The organism is Cupriavidus gilardii, from assembly GCF_017598945.1.
Taxonomy (GTDB): Bacteria; Pseudomonadota; Gammaproteobacteria; order Burkholderiales; family Burkholderiaceae; genus Cupriavidus; species Cupriavidus gilardii_E.
The window spans coordinates 1-17621 of record NZ_JAGFTW010000027.1 but is presented as its reverse complement, the minus strand read 5'-3'; the positions used below and the strand labels follow the sequence as shown (position 1 = coordinate 17621).

The window sequence follows — 17621 nt, the reverse complement described above, 5'->3', positions numbered from 1 at the left end:
ACCCGAAGCCCCCGCTGCCGTCATGAACGCTCTCGTCAACCTGCTCGATCTGGATGCGGACGGGCTCGCCACCTATTGCGGCGAGCTCGGCGAGAAGCCGTTTCGCGCGCGGCAGCTGCAGCGCTGGATCCACCAGTTCGGCGCCAGCCAGTTCGACCAGATGTCGGACCTGGCCAAGTCGCTGCGCCAGAAGCTGGCCACGCGCGCCGAAATCCGTGCGCCGTCCGTGATCACCGACCATCTGTCGGCGGACGGCACGCGCAAGTGGCTGCTGGACGTGGGCAACGGCAATGCGGTCGAAACGGTCTACATCCCCGAGGAAACGCGCGGCACGCTGTGCGTTTCCTCGCAGGCCGGCTGCGCGGTCAATTGCCGCTTCTGTTCGACCGGCAAGCAGGGCTTCTCGCGCAATCTGACCACCGGCGAGATCATCGGCCAGCTGTGGATGGCCGAATTCGCGATGCGCACCCAGCTGGGGCGCGGTCCGAAGGACGATCGCGTGATCTCCAACGTGGTGATGATGGGCATGGGCGAGCCGCTGCTGAACTACGACCAGGTCGTGCCGGCGATGCGCCTGATGCTGGACGACAACGCCTACGGGTTGTCGCGCCGCCGTGTCACGCTGTCCACCTCCGGCGTGGTGCCGATGATGGACCGCCTGGCCAAGGACCTGCCGGTTGCGCTGGCGGTGTCGCTGCACGCATCGAACGACGCCTTGCGCGACGGGCTGGTGCCGCTGAACCGCAAGTACCCGCTGGCCGAACTGATGGCGGCCTGCCGCCGCTATCTGGAGTTCGCCCCGCGCGACTTCATCACCTTCGAATACTGCATGCTGGATGGCGTAAACGACGGCGTCGAGCATGCGCGGGAATTGTTGAAGCTGGTGGCCGACGTGCCATGCAAGTTCAACCTGATTCCGTTCAACCCCTTCCCCGAATCGGGGCTCAAGCGCTCGAACAACGAGCAGATCCGGCGTTTCGCCCAGGTGCTGATGGACGCCGGCATCGTGACGACGATCCGCAAGACACGCGGCGACGATATCGACGCCGCCTGCGGTCAGCTTGCCGCCGAGGGGCGCGTGCAGGATCGCACCCGGCTTGCCGAGCGCGGCCGCTTCGGCAAGATTCCGCCGGTGGTGGCGGCGCCGGGCGGGGAGGCGCGATCTGCATGAGGCGTCTGCCTGCCGGTCTGCCCGCCGTGGTTCTGGCCGGGCTGGCACTGCTGACCGCGTGCCAGTCGACAGGCACGCCCGCCACCCGAGGCACGCCGGGACAACAGGCGCCGCAGGCAAGGGACGCCAGTCCCGCACCGGCCGATGCGCATCAGCGCGCAGCCCTGCGGCTGCAGCTGGCCACCGGCTATCTGCAAGCCGGGCAGAGCGCGATCGCGCTCGATGAGGCCCGCCAGGCGATCGCGCTCGATCCCGCCCTGACCGACGCCTATCACGTGCAGGCGCTGGCGCAGATGGCGCTGCGGCGGCCGGCCGAGGCCGAGCAGAGCTTTCGGGCCGCGCTGTCGCGCCGCCAGGACGACGGCGATCTGCTGAACAACTATGGCTGGCTGCTGTGCGAACAGGGACGCTACGCCGAGGCGCTGACTCAGCTGCAGCGCGCGGTGGCGGCGCCTTCGAGGGGCGGCGCAGCCAGGATGCTGACCAGCCTGGGTGCCTGCCAGTTGCGCCAGGGCGATCTGGAGGCGGCACACCGCAGCCTGACCAGCGCACTGGCACAGCCTGGCACGACGGCGAGCGCCGAATCTGCCGAATCGGCCGACGCGGCGACGCGCGCGGCCGCGCAGACCCAGCTCGGTCTGCTGTATTGGAAGCAGGGCGATCTGCCGCGGGCCCGCGCCGAGGTGGCGCAGGTCAACGCAGGACGCTTCGCCAGTCCGGCCTCGCTGTGGCTGGGCGCCCGCATCGCGCACCGCGAGGGAGACGCGGCCGCACAGCAGGCATTGCTGGCGCAATTACATAAGCGCTTCCCGGACTCACGGGAGTCGAGCGCATACCAACAAGGAGCACGGGATGAATGAGCACGAGCGCGCCGAGGGCCAGGCCGTCTCGACCAATGCGAGCGGCAGCGCCAACGCGGTCGCGCAGGAGATCGGCGCGAGCCTGGCGAAGGCGCGCGCGGCCCAGGGGCTGTCGGTGCACGACGTCGGTGCGCGGCTGAAGGTGCCGGCGCAGAAGGTCGATGCGATCGAGTCCGGCAATGTCGACGCCTTGCCCGATCTGACGTTCGCCAAGGGTCTGATGCGCGCCTACGCGCGCCTGCTGCAGGTCGACATCGATTCCTTGCTGGCGCGCTTCCATGCCCAGGCCGCGCCCCCGGCACCCGAGGTCGCGATCCGCCGCCAGGGCAGCCTGAACGCGAGCTTCGACGATCGCCGGCGCTTTCGCAGCAGCGGCACGTCCGGTTCCGGCGGACGCTGGGTCTGGCTCGCGCTAGTCGCGGCCGTGGTCTGCGCCGGTGCCCTGTTCGGCGTCGATCATGTCAAGCAATGGCTCGATGCCCGCGAGCAGCAATTCACGCAGTCGGGCACGGAAGCGGCCCCCGAGGCGGAATCGGGCACCGTCACCGCGGTGCTGCCGCACGTGATGGGCGGCGCCGCCAGCGAGGCACCGGGCGCGATGACCGGCACGGAAGGTGCCGCCAATGCGTCCGCTACGCTCGCGACGCCGCTGGCCCCGGTGACGGGTCCGTCCGCCGCGGCGAACGAGTCTGCTGTCACGGCCACGCCGGCAGCCGCAGCGCCCGCCGCGACGGCAGCATCGGCCGCCGGCGAACTGCAGCTGCGCTTCAGCGCCCCGACCTGGTATGAGGTCCGCGACGCCAGCGGCAAGGTGGTGCTGGGCGGGACCGCCAAGGCCGGCGACGAAGTCGTCGGCGGCGGCACGGCGCCGTACAAGGTCGTGATCGGCAACGTCAAGGGCGTCGCGGCGATGACCCGCAACGGCGAGCCGGTCGATCTGCAGGCGGCCAACCGCAACAACGTGGCGCGTCTGACGCTGCCCTGATTTTTCCGCCGATTGATTTCCGATCGTTCCCGTTCGTCAACCGCACGCCAATGCAACGAGGTAACACCATGAACGCACAGGCCTGTCTGCCCGTACTGCCCGGATCGCTGCCGCGTCGCCGCACTCGGCAGGCGCGCGTGGTCTGGGGCGACAACGTGGTGACGATCGGCGGCGATGCGCCGGTGCGGGTGCAGTCGATGACGAATACCGACACCGTCGATGCGGTCGGCACCGCGATCCAGATCAAGGAACTGGCGCGCGCCGGCTCGGAGATCGTTCGCGTGACCGTCAATACGCCGGAGGCGGCTGCCGCGGTGCCCGCGATCCGCGACCAGCTCGACCGGATGGGCATCGACGTGCCGCTGGTCGGGGACTTTCACTACAACGGCCACAAGCTGCTGCAGGACCATCCGGCCTGCGCGCAGGCGCTGTCGAAGTACCGCATCAACCCGGGCAATGTCGGCCAGGGCGCCAAGCGCGACACGCAGTTCGCGCAGATGATCGAGATGGCCTGCCGCCACGGCAAGCCGGTGCGCATCGGCGTCAACTGGGGCAGCCTCGATCAGGATCTGCTGGCGCGCATCATGGACGAGAACGGCCGGCGCGCCGAACCGTGGCCCGCGCAGAGCGTGATGATCGAGGCGCTGATCACGTCGGCGATCGAGTCCGCGCAGCGCGCCGAGGAAATCGGCCTGCCGGGCGAGCAGATCATCCTGTCGTGCAAGGTGTCGCAGGTGCAGGAGCTGATCGCGGTCTACCGCGAACTGGCGCGCCGCTGCGACTATGCGCTGCATCTCGGGCTGACCGAGGCGGGCATGGGCAGCAAGGGGATCGTCGCCTCGACGGCCGCGCTGTCGGTGCTGCTGCAGGAAGGCATCGGCGACACGATCCGCATCTCGCTGACGCCGGAGCCGGGCGCGTCGCGCGACAAGGAAGTCCATGTCGCGCAGGAAATCCTGCAGACCATGGGCCTGCGCAATTTCACGCCGATGGTGATCGCGTGCCCGGGCTGCGGCCGCACCACCAGCACGGTGTTCCAGGAACTGGCCGCCAGCATCCAGTCGTATCTGCGCGCGCAGATGCCGGTATGGAAGACCGAGTATCCCGGCGTCGAGGAAATGGATGTGGCCGTGATGGGCTGCATCGTCAACGGCCCGGGCGAGAGCAAGCATGCCAATATCGGCATCTCGCTGCCGGGCTCCGGCGAATCGCCGGCCGCGCCGGTGTTCGTCGACGGCGTCAAGGTCAAGACGCTGCGCGGCGAGCGGATCGCCGAGGAATTCCAGGCCATGGTCGACGAATACGTGCGCACGCACTACGGCAAGGGGAAGGCCGCGGCCAGCGCCGGCGCGCCCCATTGAGGCGCTCCCCGGGATAGCGCGAGCAACGCAGCCGCCGACCGAGCAACAGAATGACAACCATGAACGCATCCGAGAATCCGGCGCCGGCCAACGGCGGCGCCCAGAACACAGGCAAGGCCCGCGCGCTGCAGGGCGTCAAGGGCATGAACGACATGCTGCCCGCCGACGCCCCGCTGTGGGAGCAGTTCGAGCAGGCGGCCCGCGCGATGCTGCGCGCCTACGGCTATCAGCAGATCCGTACGCCGATCGTCGAGCCGACCCAGCTGTTCGTGCGCGGCATCGGCGAGGTCACCGACATCGTCGAGAAGGAGATGTATTCCTTCACCGATTCGCTGAACGGCGAGCAACTGACGCTGCGCCCCGAGGGCACGGCGGCGGTGGTGCGCGCGACCATCGAGCACAACCTGCTGTACGACGGCCCCAAGCGCCTGTGGTACACCGGCCCGATGTTCCGCCACGAGCGTCCGCAGCGCGGCCGCTATCGGCAGTTCCATCAGCTCGGCGCCGAGGCGCTCGGTTTCGCCGGCCCCGATGTCGACGCCGAGATCATCCTGATGTGCCAGCGCCTGTGGGACGACCTGGGCCTGGTCGGCGTGCGGCTGGAGATCAATTCGCTGGGCCAGGCCGACGAGCGCGCGGCCCATCGGCAGGAACTGATCAAGTATCTGGAAGGCTTCCAGGACATCCTCGACGAGGACGGCAAGCGCCGCCTGTACACCAATCCGCTGCGCGTGCTGGACACGAAGAATCCGGCACTGCAGGAAATGGCGGCGAACGCGCCGAAGCTGATCGACTTCCTCGGCGAGGCCTCGCTGGCGCACTTCGAAGGCGTGCAGCGCTTGCTGAAGGCCAACAATATTCCGTTCACGATCAATCCGCGTCTGGTGCGCGGGCTGGACTACTACAACCTGACCGTGTTCGAGTGGATCACCGACAAGCTCGGCGCGCAGGGCACCATTGCCGGCGGCGGCCGCTACGATCCGCTGATCGCGCAGATGGGCGGCAAGTCGGCGCCGGCCTGCGGCTGGGCCATGGGCATCGAGCGGATCATCGAGCTGATGCGCGAGGAAGGGCTGGCGCGTCAGGCCGATGCCTGCGACGTCTATGTCGTGCACCAGGGCGAGGCCGCCGTGCAGCAGGCGATGATCGCGGCGGAACGGCTGCGCGATGCCGGTTTCGACGTGGTCGTGCATGCCACCGCGGACGGCAAGAGCGGCAGCTTCAAGTCGCAGATGAAGCGCGCCGACGCGAGCGGGGCTTCCCATGCCGTTATCATTGGCGAGGATGAGCTCGCCGCCGGTGTGGTGCAGGTCAAGGCCTTGCGCGCCGCGGACGGGCAGACCGAGAACAACGGCCAGCAGGCCACGGTGCCCGCCGAGGACCTGGTCGACTATCTGGTCGAATCGATGGTCGCCGGCATGGGCGGCGAGGCCGGCGAAGACCTTCAATGACGCAGGCGCGGCGCTCGCTGCGCGCGCTTGCCCGACGACAAACCAACGCGGTTGAAACGACTAGATGGCTTACGATCTGGAAGAGCAGGAACAGCTTGAAAACATCAAGGCATGGTGGCGCCAGTACGGCAACTTCCTGACCTGGCTGCTGATCGCCTGCCTGCTGGCCTTCGCGGCCTGGAACGGCTGGAACTGGTGGCAGCGCAAGCAGGCCGGCGAGGCCGCGGTGCTGTACGAGCAGGTGCTGAAGGCGGCCGAAGCGCGCGATGTCGAGCGGATCAAGCGCGCCGCCGGCGACCTCGAGAACAAGTACGGCAAGACCGCTTACGGCCAGATGACGGCGCTGGTCGCCGCCAAGGTGTTGTACGAGGCAGGCGATCTGGCCGGCGCCAAGAGCCAGCTGCAATGGGCGGTCGATCACGGCGACGGTGAGTATCAGCACCTCGCGCGAGTCCGGCTGGCCGGCGTGCTGCTCGACGAGAAAGCCTACGACCAGGGGCTGGCGCTGCTCAAGACCGAGCCGCCGGGCCCGTTCGTCGCGCTGTATGCGGACCGCCGCGGCGATCTGCTGGCGGCGCAGGACAAGCGCGACGAGGCGCGCGCAGCTTACCGTCAGGCGCTCGACAAGCTCGGCGTCGACGAAGCCGGCATGCGCCAGATCATCCAGTTCAAGCTGGACGCCCTGGGTACGGCGTAAGCGGAGCCACCGCCATCGACGCCGCGGCCTCGCCGGTGCATCGATGGCGGCTCCACATTGCCCGGCGATCGGAATTGGCTGAATCGCTGCCCACTTCGCTACCTACTTCGCTTCCCACCTTTTTTCAGGAACGCAACCAGATGATGTCGATGCCTAACGGCGCTGCCCGGATCTCTCGCCCTGTTCGCTTGACCCAGGCGCTCGTCGTTGCCTGTGCCACCGCCCTGGCTGGCTGCTCGCTGTTCGGCAAGGCCGACAAGAATCCGCCGGCCCAGCTGCAGCCGGTCACGCAGACGCTGACGGTCAAGGAAGCCTGGCGCGCCAGCGTCGGCAAGAGCGGCCCGTATTCGCTGCAGCCGGTCGCGGTCGGCGACAAGGTCTATGTGTCGTCGCACGGCGGCGACGTGATGGCGCTCGACGGCACCTCCGGCCGCACGCTGTGGAAGGTCGACACGGATGTCGACCTGACCACCGGCCCCGGCAGCGACGGCAACGTGACGGCGGTGGCGGGCGAGAAGGGCGTGGTGTTCGCCTTCGACGCCAGCGGCAAGCAGCTGTGGAAGAAGCAGATCAATGGCGAGATCCTGTCCTCGCCGCTGGTCGGCCATGACCTGGTGGTCGTGCGTACCACCGATACCCGCGTGCTCGGCCTCGATGCGCAGACCGGCGAGCGCCGCTGGATCTACCAGCGCGCGCAGACGCCGCTGAACCTGCGCGCCGCGATGGGCATGGTGTTCGCCGGCGACGGCATCGTGATGGGCTTCCCCGGCGGCAAGCTGGGCGTGCTGGCGCCGTCCAACGGCGTGCTGCGCTGGGAGAGCACGATTTCGTATCCGAAGGGCGTGTCCGAGATCGAGCGGCTCAACGACGTGACGGGCCTGCCGATGGTCAACGGCCGCCAGGTCTGCGCGACCACGTTCCAGGGCCGCGTCGCCTGCCTGGAACTGGCCAATGGCCAGCCGCAGTGGGGCAAGGATTTCTCGTCGCCGGTCGGGCCGACCCAGGACGACGTTTCGCTGTTCGCCGCCAACGAGCATTCGGTGGTGTATGCCTTTGACCGCCAGAACGGCAACGAGCGCTGGCGCAACGAGCAGTTGCGCAACCGGCCGCTGGGCATGCCGCTGGCGCTGGGCCGCTCGGTGGTGATCGGCGACTTCGAAGGCTACCTGCACTTCCTGTCGCGCGAGGACGGCAAGTTCGTCGCGCGTGTGCGGGCCGGCAGCAGCCCGATCACCGCCGCGCCGGTGGTGGCGGGCCAGACCCTGGTGGTGCAGACCCGAGGGGGCGACGTCTACGGCTATATTCCGGACTGAAGACCTGACAAGAACAGGGGCGGCCGCCACGGCGGGCGTCCCACCGGCGACCGCGCGCTCACCTGTCGGTGCGCGCGATCGCCGGATCCGACTGCACGGCCGACCCGTCGCGATGGCGGTGTCGGCCGCATGCGTCATGCGGGCCAACGCCCGCACAATGATTTCACCCGACAGGATTGCCGGCCCGGCGCGTTGCGCCAGGCTGTCGGACCAACCTGATTCTTCGGAGGCATGCCGGGCGCACCGCGCGCGGCGTGGCCCTCCACGATTTGCATGAAACCAGTGATCGCACTCGTCGGCCGCCCCAATGTGGGCAAGTCGACGTTATTCAACCGCCTGACCCGCTCGCGCGACGCGCTTGTCGCCGACCTGCCGGGCCTGACCCGCGACCGCCACTATGGCGAGGGACGCGGCGCCGACCGTCCGTATATCGTCATCGATACCGGCGGCTTCGAACCGGTGGCCAAGGAAGGGATCGTCGCCGAGATGGCCAAGCAGACCCGGCAGGCCGTGGTCGAGGCCGACGTCGTCATCTTCATCGTCGACGGCCGTCTGGGCCTGGCGCCGCAAGACCTGGTGATCGCCGACTATCTGCGCAAGACCGGCCGCCGCGTGATGCTGGCGGTCAACAAGGCCGAGGGCATGAAGTACACCGCGGTCGCGGCAGACTTCTACGAGCTGGGCATGGGCGACCCCTATGCGATCTCGGCCACCCATGGCGACGGCGTGCGCGAGCTGATCGAGGAAGCGCTCGAAGCCGCTGTCCAGCAACGCCCCGAGCTGGGCGAGCCGGAGGACCAGAACACGCGCGGCACCAAGATCGCGATCGTCGGTCGTCCCAATGTGGGCAAGTCCACGCTGGTCAATACGCTGATCGGCGAGGAGCGCGTGATCGCGTTCGACATGCCGGGCACCACCCGCGACGCGATCTATGTCGAGTTCGAGCGGGGCGGCAAGCCTTATACGCTGATCGATACCGCGGGCCTGCGCAAGCGCGGCAAGGTGTTCGAGGCGATCGAGAAGTTCTCGGTGGTCAAGACGCTGCAGTCGATCGCCGATGCCAACGTGGTGGTGCTGCTGCTCGACGCGCAGCAGGACGTGTCCGAACAGGACGCCCATATCGCCGGCTTCATCGTCGAGTCGGGGCGGGCGCTCGTAGTCGGCGTCAATAAATGGGATGGGCTGGACGGACACAGCCGGGACCGGATCAAGCACGATCTGCAGCGCAAGCTGCAGTTCCTCGATTTCGCCAATTTCCACTTCATTTCGGCGCGCGAACGGACCGGCATCGGCCCGCTGCTGCGCTCGGTGGACGAGGCCTATGCCGCGGCGATGATCAAGATGCCGACGCCGAAGCTCACGCGCGTGCTGCATGACGCCGTGGAATTCCAGCAGCCGCGCCGCGTCGGTGCGACCCGCCCCAAGATGCGCTACGCGCACCAGGGTGGTTCCAATCCGCCGATCATCGTCGTGCATGGCAACTCGCTGAACGCGGTGCCGGAAACCTATCGGCGTTTTCTGGAAGGGCGTTTCCGCGCGGCGTTCAATCTGAAGGGCACACCGCTTCGAATCGAATTTCGTACGAACAAAAATCCGTACGCGCAATCGAAGGATTGAGTCGGAAAAGGCGGCCTGATGGGGGCGCCGCAGCCCCGTCTGTGGCGCCGAAGTTTCGTTTGCGTTCGTTTGGAACTGCGGCTAAATTCACACTAGCGGGAGCCCCCGCTGGTTGATGCCGGCCTGGTACCGTTTTGACTTTTTTTGACGCGATCTTGCGTCGTCCGACTTGAAACCGGGGATATCGATCCCCATCATTGATCACTAAATCTATAAATTTGGAGTGTGCCATGAGCAACAAAGGGCAATTGCTACAAGACCCGTTCCTGAACGCGCTGCGCAAGGAGCACGTGCCGGTTTCCATCTACCTCGTCAATGGCATCAAGCTGCAAGGTAATATCGAATCCTTCGACCAATATGTTGTCCTGCTGCGTAACACCGTGACGCAGATGGTCTACAAGCATGCGATCTCCACTGTCGTTCCTGCGCGCGCGGTCAATTTCCGCGTCGACGACTCCGCGGAAGGCTGATTCCGACGCCGCTCGCATTTCACGCCGCGCCGACGCGCGGCAATCACGCTCCGACGCCGCGCCAGCGCCCTCCGGTGCTGGCGCGGCATCGTTCTTTGTATCGTCGCGTTTTTCGCCGCCTGTCGCGGAGCGCGCCTCCCTGTTTCTGATCCCCGATTTTTCTCGCGCCGCTGTGCGCCCCGAGCTTGCAACCTAGAGCCACATCCCCCTCCGAACCCACCCGCGCCATTCTCGTCGGCGTCGATTTCGGCAAGCACGATTTCGAAGAGAGTCTGAGCGAACTGGCGTTGCTGACGTCGACCGCCGGCTCGACGCCCGTGCATACCCTGACCGGCAAACGTTCGCGTCCGGACCCGGCGCTGTTCATCGGCTCGGGCAAGGCCGAGGAACTGAAGGAAGCGGCCGACGCGCTCGATGCCGACGTGGTGGTGTTCAACCATGCGCTCAGTCCCGCGCAGCAGCGCAATCTCGAACGCTTTCTGAACCGGCACGTGATCGACCGCACCGGCCTGATTCTCGATATCTTCGGCCAGCGCGCACAGAGTCATGTCGGCAAGGTGCAGGTGGAACTGGCCCAGGTGCAATACCGCGCCTCGCGGCTGGTCCGCGCCTGGAGCCACCTGGAGCGGCAGAAGGGCGGTATCGGCATGCGCGGCGGCCCCGGCGAGCGTCAGCTCGAACTGGACCGCCGCATGCTGGACGATCGCGCCAAGCGGCTCAAGTCGGATCTGTCGCGGCTGCAGCGCCAGCACAGCACGCAGCGGCGTGCTCGCGCCCGCAACGAGACGCTGAGCATTTCGCTGGTCGGCTATACCAACGCGGGCAAGTCGACGCTGTTCAACGCGCTGACCAAGGCGCGCGCCTATGCGGCCAACCAGCTGTTCGCGACGCTCGACACGACCTCGCGCCGGCTCTATCTCGACGGGCTGGGCAATGTGGTGCTGTCCGATACGGTCGGCTTCATCCGCGACCTGCCGACCCAGCTGGTGGCGGCCTTCCGCGCCACGCTGGAAGAGACCGTGCATGCCGATCTGCTGCTGCATGTGGTCGATGCCGCCAGCCCGGTGCGGCATGAGCAGATCGAACAGGTCAATCGCGTGCTCGCCGAGATCGATGCGGCCGACATTCCGCAGATCGTCGTGATGAACAAGATCGACGCCGCGCCCGAGCTGCTGGAGCACGGTCCGCGCGTGGAGCGCAACGAGGACGGCGTGCCGGTGCGCGTCTTCATCAGCGCGCGCGACGGCATCGGGCTGGACGAACTGCGCGATGCGATCGTCGAGGCCGCACGCTGGCTGGCCGAGCGGCCCGCCGCTTCCGACGCTGCCGATCCGCGATTGCAGGACCTGCAGGAGCGGCGGCCGTGGGAGGGCGATGGCGCAGACGATGCGGGCGGCGTCGAGTTTGCCGATCGCGGCGCCGATGCCCATGCCCCGGACCCCGGACAAGATGTCGAACCCGGCGCCCGTTCCGGCTCGGCGCGCGCCACCGGCCCGGATCCGGAATCCGCTTCGGACGCGTCGTTGGACCCGGATCTGGACCCGGATTCCGACCCCCAGGCGGCGGCCCCTCGCCGCCTTCCCGATCGCGACGCCAGCTGATGCGGGCGGCGCCATGCGCCGCCTTCGGCATCAAATGAGCAAAAGTGGCGTCGATGGCTGCTAGAATCCCCTCGTTACAACTTTCCCGGAACCGTGCCCTACATGCCCCAGTTCTCCCGGACCTCTGATACAAGCCTTGCCCGAGGCGCCCGTCGGCCGAGCAGCTGGCAGCGTCTGCGCGCGATCCTGTCGCTGAACGATCCCCGTTGGGGCCGTGGCGACAAGGACGACGAGGACAAGGATGGGCGCGACGGCGGACGCGACAACGGCCGTCAGAACCAGCGCCCGCAGGACGGTCCGCCGGACCTGGACGAGTTGTGGCGCGATTTCAATCGCCGTCTGAACAGCCTGCTCGGCCGCAAGGACAACGGCGGCGGCAACAACAACCAGAACTTCGGCGGCGGCACGCGCACGCCGGGCAAGGGTTCGGGCATCGGCGCCGGCGTGATCGCGGTCGCAGTGATCGCGATCTGGCTGGCCAGCGGCTTCTTCATGGTGCAGGAAGGCCAGACCGCGGTGGTGCTGCAGTTCGGCAAGTTCAAATACACCACCGGTCCCGGCATCAATTGGCGCATGCCCTGGCCGATCCAGTCGGCCGAGATCGTCAACCTGTCGGCGGTGCGTTCGGTCGAGGTGGGCCGTTCGACCTCGATCAAGGACAGCAATCTGAAGGACTCGTCGATGCTGACGCAGGACGAGAACATCATCGACGTGCGCTTCACGGTGCAGTACGACATCCAGGACGCGACCGAATTCCTGTTCTTCAACCGGACCGATCGCGGCGGCGACGAGGAACTGGTGACGCAGGCCGCCGAGACCTCGGTGCGCGAGATCGTCGGCCGCAACAAGATGGATTCGGTGCTGTACGAAAACCGCGAGCAGATCGCGCAGGGCCTGGCCAAGTCGATCCAGGCGATCCTGTCGGCGTACAAGACCGGCATTCGCGTGATCTCGGTGAACGTGCAGAGCGTGCAGCCGCCGGAGCAGGTGCAGGCCGCCTTCGACGACGTCAACAAGGCCAGCCAGGACCGCGAGCGCGCGATCAGCGAAGGCCAGGCCTATGCCAACGACGTGATCCCGCGCGCTCAGGGTACCGCCGCGCGCCTGGCCGAGGAAGCGCAGGCCTACAAGGCGCGCGTAATCGCACAGGCCGAGGGCGATGCGTCGCGTTTCCGCCAGGTGCAGAACGAATACGCCAAGGCGCCGCAGGTCACGCGCGACCGCATCTATCTGGAAACGATGCAGCAGATCTACGCCAATACCAGCAAGGTGCTGGTCGATACGAAACAGGGCAACAATCTCCTCTACCTGCCGCTCGACAAGCTGATGTCGCAGTCGCAGGGCGACCCCCGCGGGATGGCAGGCGCGGTGCCGCCGCCGGCCACGCCGACGCCGGCGCCCGACGCCAGCGCCGACACGCGCTCGCGCGAAGCGCTGCGCAATCGCGATCGCGATTCCCGTTGAGGAGAGTAAACAGATGAACCGACTGATTTCCTATGCCATCGGCCTCTTCATCGTGTTGGCGATCGCCTCCTCGATGGTGTTCGTGGTCGACCAGCGCCAGTACGCCGTGGTGTTCGCCTTCGGCGAGATCAAGCAGGTGGTGCGCGACCCCGGCCTGCATTTCAAGCTGCCGCCGCCGCTGCAGAACGTGGTCTTCATGGACCGCCGCCTGCAGACCATCGACGTGGCCGCCGGCGAGCGTTTCCTGACCGCCGAGAAGAAAAGCATGATGGTGGACTGGTTCGTCAAATGGCGAATCACCGATCCGCGCAAGTTCTTCGTCGCCTTCGGCGGCAATCTGCGCGGCGCCCAGGACCGCATGACGCAGCGGATCGATGCCGCGGCGCGCGAGGAATTCGGCCGCCGCACCGTGGCCGAGGTCGTCGCCGGCGAGCGCGACAAGGTCATGCAGAACATCCGCAACAGCATGAGCGAGTACGGCCAGTCGGTCGGCGTCGAGATCCTCGACGTGCGCCTCAAGCGCGTCGACCTGCTGCCGGCGATCAGCGAATCGGTCTACCGCCGCATGGAGGCCGAGCGCAAGCGCGTGGCCAACGAGCTGCGTTCGACCGGCGCGGCCGAGGGCGAGAAGATCCGCGCCGATGCCGACCGCCAGCGCGAGGTGGTGCTGGCCGAGGCCTATCGCGAGGCGCAGAAGATCAAGGGCGAGGGCGATGCCCGGGCCTCGCAGATCTACGCCGACGCGTTCGGCCGCGATCCGCAGTTCGCGCAGTTCTGGCGCAGCATGGAAGCCTATCGCAACACCTTCCGCGACAAGCGCGACGTGCTGGTGCTGGAGCCGGACTCCGAGTTCTTCCGCTACATGCGGTCGTCGGGCGGCGCGCAGACCGCACCGCGGCGCTAGCCAGCACGCCGGCCGCCGCAGTGCGATCGTCCGATAGTGTCTAGTGCAATAGCGCGATAATTCCGCTGTGCCCGAACCCCGGCTTGCCGGGGTTTTGTTCGCTCGGCAGGGCGGCCCCCTGGCTTGGCCGCCCGCACACCGATGACCCCATTCGCGCGAGCCGCCTGCGCCCGGCGCGCGATCCACACGAATCAGAGAAGCTCCATGTCGAACCACTGGCTCCTGCCCGAGAACATCGCCGACGTCCTGCCGTCGGAGGCCCGCAAGATCGAGGAGCTGCGCCGCCGCATGCTCGATCTGTTCCGCACCTACGGCTACGAGCTGGTGATGCCGCCGCTGCTGGAGTACATCGAGTCGCTGCTGACCGGCACCGGCCACGATCTGGACCTGCGCACGTTCAAGCTGGTCGACCAGCTGTCGGGCCGCACGATGGGCCTGCGCGCCGATATCACGCCGCAGGTCGCCCGTATCGACGCCCACCTGCTGAACCGCCCCGGCGTGACCCGGCTGTGCTACGCCGGCAACGTGCTGCACGCGCGTCCGGCAGGCTTTCATGCGACGCGCGAACCCATCCAGGTCGGCGCCGAGATCTACGGCCATGCCGGCCTCGAAGCCGACGTCGAGATCCAGAACCTGATGCTGGCGGCGCTGCAGTCGGCGGGGCTGGGCGAGGTGCGGCTGGATCTGTGCCATGCCGGCATCGTCGCGGCACTGCTCGACGGCCTGCCGCCGGCGCGCAGCAACGAGCAGGCCCTGTTCGATGCGCTCGAGAACAAGGATGTGCCGGCGCTGCGCGAACTGACGGCCGGATTCCCCGAGGTCGAGCGCGACGCGCTGCTGGCGCTGCCGACGCTGTACGGCGGCCCCGAGGTGATCGAGCGGGCCCGCGCGGTGCTGCCCGCCAGCCCGGCCATCGCCCGCGCGCTGGACGAGCTCGCGTTCCTCGCCGCCGAAGTGCGCGGTGCCACGGTCAATATCGACCTTGCCGATCTGCGCGGTTACCACTATCACAGTGGAGTCATGTTCGCCGCGTACGTGGCGGGCCTGCCGAACCACGTCGCGCGCGGCGGCCGCTACGACAAGGTGGGCGAGGCCTTCGGGCGCGCGCGTCCGGCCACCGGCTTTTCGCTGGACCTGCGCGAGGTGGCGGCGCTGTCGCCGGTCGAGGTTCGCGCGCTGGCGATCTTCGCGCCGTGGGACCCCGATCCTGCGTTGCGCACCGCGATTGCGGCGCTGCGCGAGGGCGGCGAGATCGTGATCCAGTCGTTGCCGGGCCACACGCACGAGCTCGACGAATTCAATTGCGACCGCCAGCTGGTGCGCGAGGGCAGCCGCTGGGTGGTGGTGCCGCGCTGAGCGATCGGTCCGGCCGCACGAGCGGACTGAGCGTTTCTCCCGTCAAAATCGGGGATCGGCCCGCAACAAGAGTAGAATACGTTTTTAACCTTCTGACCAGTTCAACATGTCCGCTTCAGCAGTAAGCCAGGGACGCAACGTCGTCGTGATCGGCACCCAGTGGGGTGACGAAGGCAAAGGAAAAATCGTCGATTGGCTTACCGATCATGCAAAGGGCGTGGTGCGGTTCCAGGGTGGCCACAATGCCGGCCACACCCTGATCATCGGCGGCAAGAAAACCATTTTGCGGCTGATCCCGTCGGGGATCATGCGCGAAGGCACCGTCTGCTATATCGGCAACGGCGTGGTGCTGTCGCCCGAGGCGCTGTTCCGCGAGATCGAGGAACTGGAAGGAGCCGGCCTGCAGGTGCAGAACCGCCTGCGCATTTCCGAAGCGGCCACGCTGATCCTGCCGTACCACGTCGCCATCGACAAGGCGCGCGAGGTGCGCCGTGGCGCCGGCAAGATCGGCACCACCGGCCGCGGCATCGGCCCGGCCTATGAAGACAAGGTCGCGCGCCGCGCGCTGCGCGTGCAGGATCTGTTCGATCCGCAGCAATTCGCCGAGCGCCTGCGCGAGAACCTCGACCTGCACAACTTCATGCTGACCCAGTATCTGGGCGCCGAGGCGGTGGACTTCCAGCAGACGCTGGACGAGGCCCTGAGCTACGCGCCGCGTCTGGCACCGATGGTCGCCGACGTGTCGGCCGAGCTGTACGCGGTCAACGCCGCCGGCCACAACCTGATGTTCGAAGGCGCGCAGGGCACGCTGCTCGACGTCGACCACGGCACCTATCCGTTCGTGACCTCGAGCAACTGCGTGGCGGGTGCCGCCACCGCGGGCGCCGGCGTCGGTCCGGGCCGTCTGCACTATATCCTCGGCATCACCAAGGCCTATTGCACCCGCGTCGGTGCGGGCCCGTTCCCCAGCGAGCTGTACGACAACGACAATCCGCGCCGCCAGGATCCGGTCGGCGTGCGCCTGGCCAACGTCGGCAAGGAATTCGGCTCGGTCACCGGCCGTCCGCGCCGCACCGGCTGGCTCGATGCCGCGGCGCTCAAGCGCTCGGTGCAGATCAACGGCGTGTCCGGCCTGTGCATGACCAAGCTGGACGTGCTCGACGGTCTGGAGACGATCCGCCTGTGCGTCGGCTACACGCTGGACGGCAAGCAGATCGACATGCTGCCGCGCGGCTCCGATGCCGTGGCGCGCTGCGAGCCGATCTACGAAGACTTCGCCGGCTGGAACGAATCGACGTTCGGCATCAAGAGCTGGGACGCGCTGCCCGAGGCCGCGCGCCAGTACCTGAAGCGCATCGAGGAAGTGGTCGGCATTCCGATCGACATGATCTCGACGGGTCCGGACCGCGACGAAACCATTCTGCTGCGCCATCCGTATCTGATCTGATCCAACGTCAGCCGCGGCCAGACCGCGGCGACCGAATGCAATCCGGCCCGCGCAAGCGGGCCTTGCTGTATCCCCGGCGTGCGTTTTCCACGCGGGACGACTCCATTACAAAGCAGCGACGAAGAGCAAGCGATGACCCTGCCCCAGAACGATGACGAGAACCTGTGGATCTCGTGGGACGAATACCACCGGCTGATTGCCCGCCTCGCACTGAACGTGCACGAGTCGGGCTGGCGTTTCGACAAGATCCTGTGCCTGGCGCGCGGCGGCCTGCGCGTCGGCGACCAGATGTCGCGCATCTTCGACGTGCCGCTGGCGATCCTGGCGACCAGCAGCTACCGCGAGGCGGCGGGTACGGTGCAGGGCGATCTCGACATCGCGCAGTACATCACGATGACGCGCGGCGAGCTGAGCGGCCGCATCCTGCTGGTCGACGATCTGGTCGACTCGGGCGTGACGCTGGAACGCGTCGGCCGCCATCTGCAGGAGCGCTATCCCGCGGTGACCGAGGTGCGTTCGGCGGTGCTGTGGTACAAGGCCTGCTCGAAGGTCAAGCCCGACTATCATGTCAGCTTCCTGCCGACCAATCCGTGGATCCATCAGCCGTTCGAGGAATACGACACGCTGCGTCCGCATAACCTGGCCGCCTGGCTCAAGCGCGGCAAGCGGGCGGAGGGCGAGGGCGGTCAGGGCTGATTTTTTTGACTGGTTCAAACCACCCCCCCCCCCCCCCCCCCCTCCCCCCCAGGGGGGGGGGGGAGAACCAATTTGGGGCTCCCCCCCTCGGTGTTTTTTCCCCCCCGGGGGAGGGGGGACCCCCCATGGTTTTTTTCCCCTCCCCCCCACTGGGGGGGGGGGGGTGCTTTTTTTACTTTTTCCCCGCCGCCCCCACGGGCGATGGGGAGCGCTCGTGGCCTGGTCAGA

Annotated in this window: 15 protein-coding genes; all 15 read left to right on the top strand. The window is 67.4% G+C overall.

Annotated elements, in window-relative coordinates:
- The first annotated feature begins 22 nt into the window (after positions 1–22).
- Complete coding sequence (gene rlmN, locus J5T34_RS09625) at positions 23–1171, top strand: 23S rRNA (adenine(2503)-C(2))-methyltransferase RlmN (RefSeq protein ID WP_174108558.1); 1149 nt, start codon at positions 23–25, stop codon at positions 1169–1171.
- Positions 1168–2031 carry a tetratricopeptide repeat protein gene (locus J5T34_RS09620; protein WP_244258799.1) on the top strand — a complete coding sequence of 288 codons (864 nt, stop codon included), beginning with the start codon at positions 1168–1170 and terminating at the stop codon, positions 2029–2031. The genes rlmN and J5T34_RS09620 overlap by 4 nt, the downstream gene beginning before the upstream one ends.
- Positions 2024–3016 carry a RodZ domain-containing protein gene (locus tag J5T34_RS09615; RefSeq protein ID WP_208579561.1) on the top strand — a complete coding sequence of 331 codons (993 nt, stop codon included), beginning with the start codon at positions 2024–2026 and terminating at the stop codon, positions 3014–3016. Before J5T34_RS09620 ends, J5T34_RS09615 begins: the two co-directional genes overlap by 8 nt.
- A gap of 68 nt (positions 3017–3084) precedes the next feature.
- Positions 3085–4377: a flavodoxin-dependent (E)-4-hydroxy-3-methylbut-2-enyl-diphosphate synthase gene (ispG, locus tag J5T34_RS09610; protein ID WP_208579560.1), complete on the top strand. Its 1293-nt coding sequence runs from the start codon at positions 3085–3087 to the stop codon at positions 4375–4377.
- A gap of 59 nt (positions 4378–4436) precedes the next feature.
- On the top strand, positions 4437–5828 hold the full coding sequence (hisS, locus tag J5T34_RS09605; protein ID WP_208579559.1) for a histidine--tRNA ligase: 1392 nt from the start codon (positions 4437–4439) through the stop codon (positions 5826–5828).
- A 64-nt stretch (positions 5829–5892) separates the two neighbouring features.
- Positions 5893–6525: a YfgM family protein gene (locus J5T34_RS09600; RefSeq protein ID WP_208579558.1), complete on the top strand. Its 633-nt coding sequence runs from the start codon at positions 5893–5895 to the stop codon at positions 6523–6525.
- Positions 6526–6668: 143 nt separating this feature from the next.
- The gene (gene bamB, locus J5T34_RS09595; protein WP_432207649.1) at positions 6669–7838 is read left to right on the top strand and encodes an outer membrane protein assembly factor BamB; all 1170 of its coding nucleotides are present in this window, start codon (positions 6669–6671) and stop codon (positions 7836–7838) included.
- A gap of 273 nt (positions 7839–8111) precedes the next feature.
- The gene (gene der, locus J5T34_RS09590) at positions 8112–9455 is read left to right on the top strand and encodes a ribosome biogenesis GTPase Der (RefSeq protein ID WP_208579556.1); all 1344 of its coding nucleotides are present in this window, start codon (positions 8112–8114) and stop codon (positions 9453–9455) included.
- A gap of 230 nt (positions 9456–9685) precedes the next feature.
- Positions 9686–9925 carry an RNA chaperone Hfq gene (gene hfq / locus J5T34_RS09585; protein ID WP_006577126.1) on the top strand — a complete coding sequence of 80 codons (240 nt, stop codon included), beginning with the start codon at positions 9686–9688 and terminating at the stop codon, positions 9923–9925.
- 185 nt (positions 9926–10110) lie between these two features.
- A complete protein-coding gene (gene hflX, locus J5T34_RS09580) occupies positions 10111–11526 on the top strand; it encodes a GTPase HflX (protein ID WP_244258798.1) in 1416 nt (471 codons plus the stop codon).
- Between the two features lie 102 nt (positions 11527–11628).
- Positions 11629–12990 carry an FtsH protease activity modulator HflK gene (hflK, locus tag J5T34_RS09575; RefSeq protein ID WP_208579555.1) on the top strand — a complete coding sequence of 454 codons (1362 nt, stop codon included), beginning with the start codon at positions 11629–11631 and terminating at the stop codon, positions 12988–12990.
- A 13-nt stretch (positions 12991–13003) separates the two neighbouring features.
- Positions 13004–13894 (top strand): protease modulator HflC, encoded by an 891-nt coding sequence (hflC, locus tag J5T34_RS09570; RefSeq protein WP_208579554.1) that lies wholly within the window; start codon positions 13004–13006, stop codon positions 13892–13894.
- A 204-nt stretch (positions 13895–14098) separates the two neighbouring features.
- The gene (locus tag J5T34_RS09565; protein WP_208579553.1) at positions 14099–15250 is read left to right on the top strand and encodes an ATP phosphoribosyltransferase regulatory subunit; all 1152 of its coding nucleotides are present in this window, start codon (positions 14099–14101) and stop codon (positions 15248–15250) included.
- A 106-nt stretch (positions 15251–15356) separates the two neighbouring features.
- Positions 15357–16697, top strand: a complete 1341-nt coding sequence (locus tag J5T34_RS09560) for an adenylosuccinate synthase (RefSeq protein ID WP_208579552.1) — start codon at positions 15357–15359, stop codon at positions 16695–16697.
- 132 nt (positions 16698–16829) lie between these two features.
- The gene (locus J5T34_RS09555; protein ID WP_053822054.1) at positions 16830–17393 is read left to right on the top strand and encodes a phosphoribosyltransferase; all 564 of its coding nucleotides are present in this window, start codon (positions 16830–16832) and stop codon (positions 17391–17393) included.
- The last annotated feature ends 228 nt before the right edge of the window (positions 17394–17621 follow it).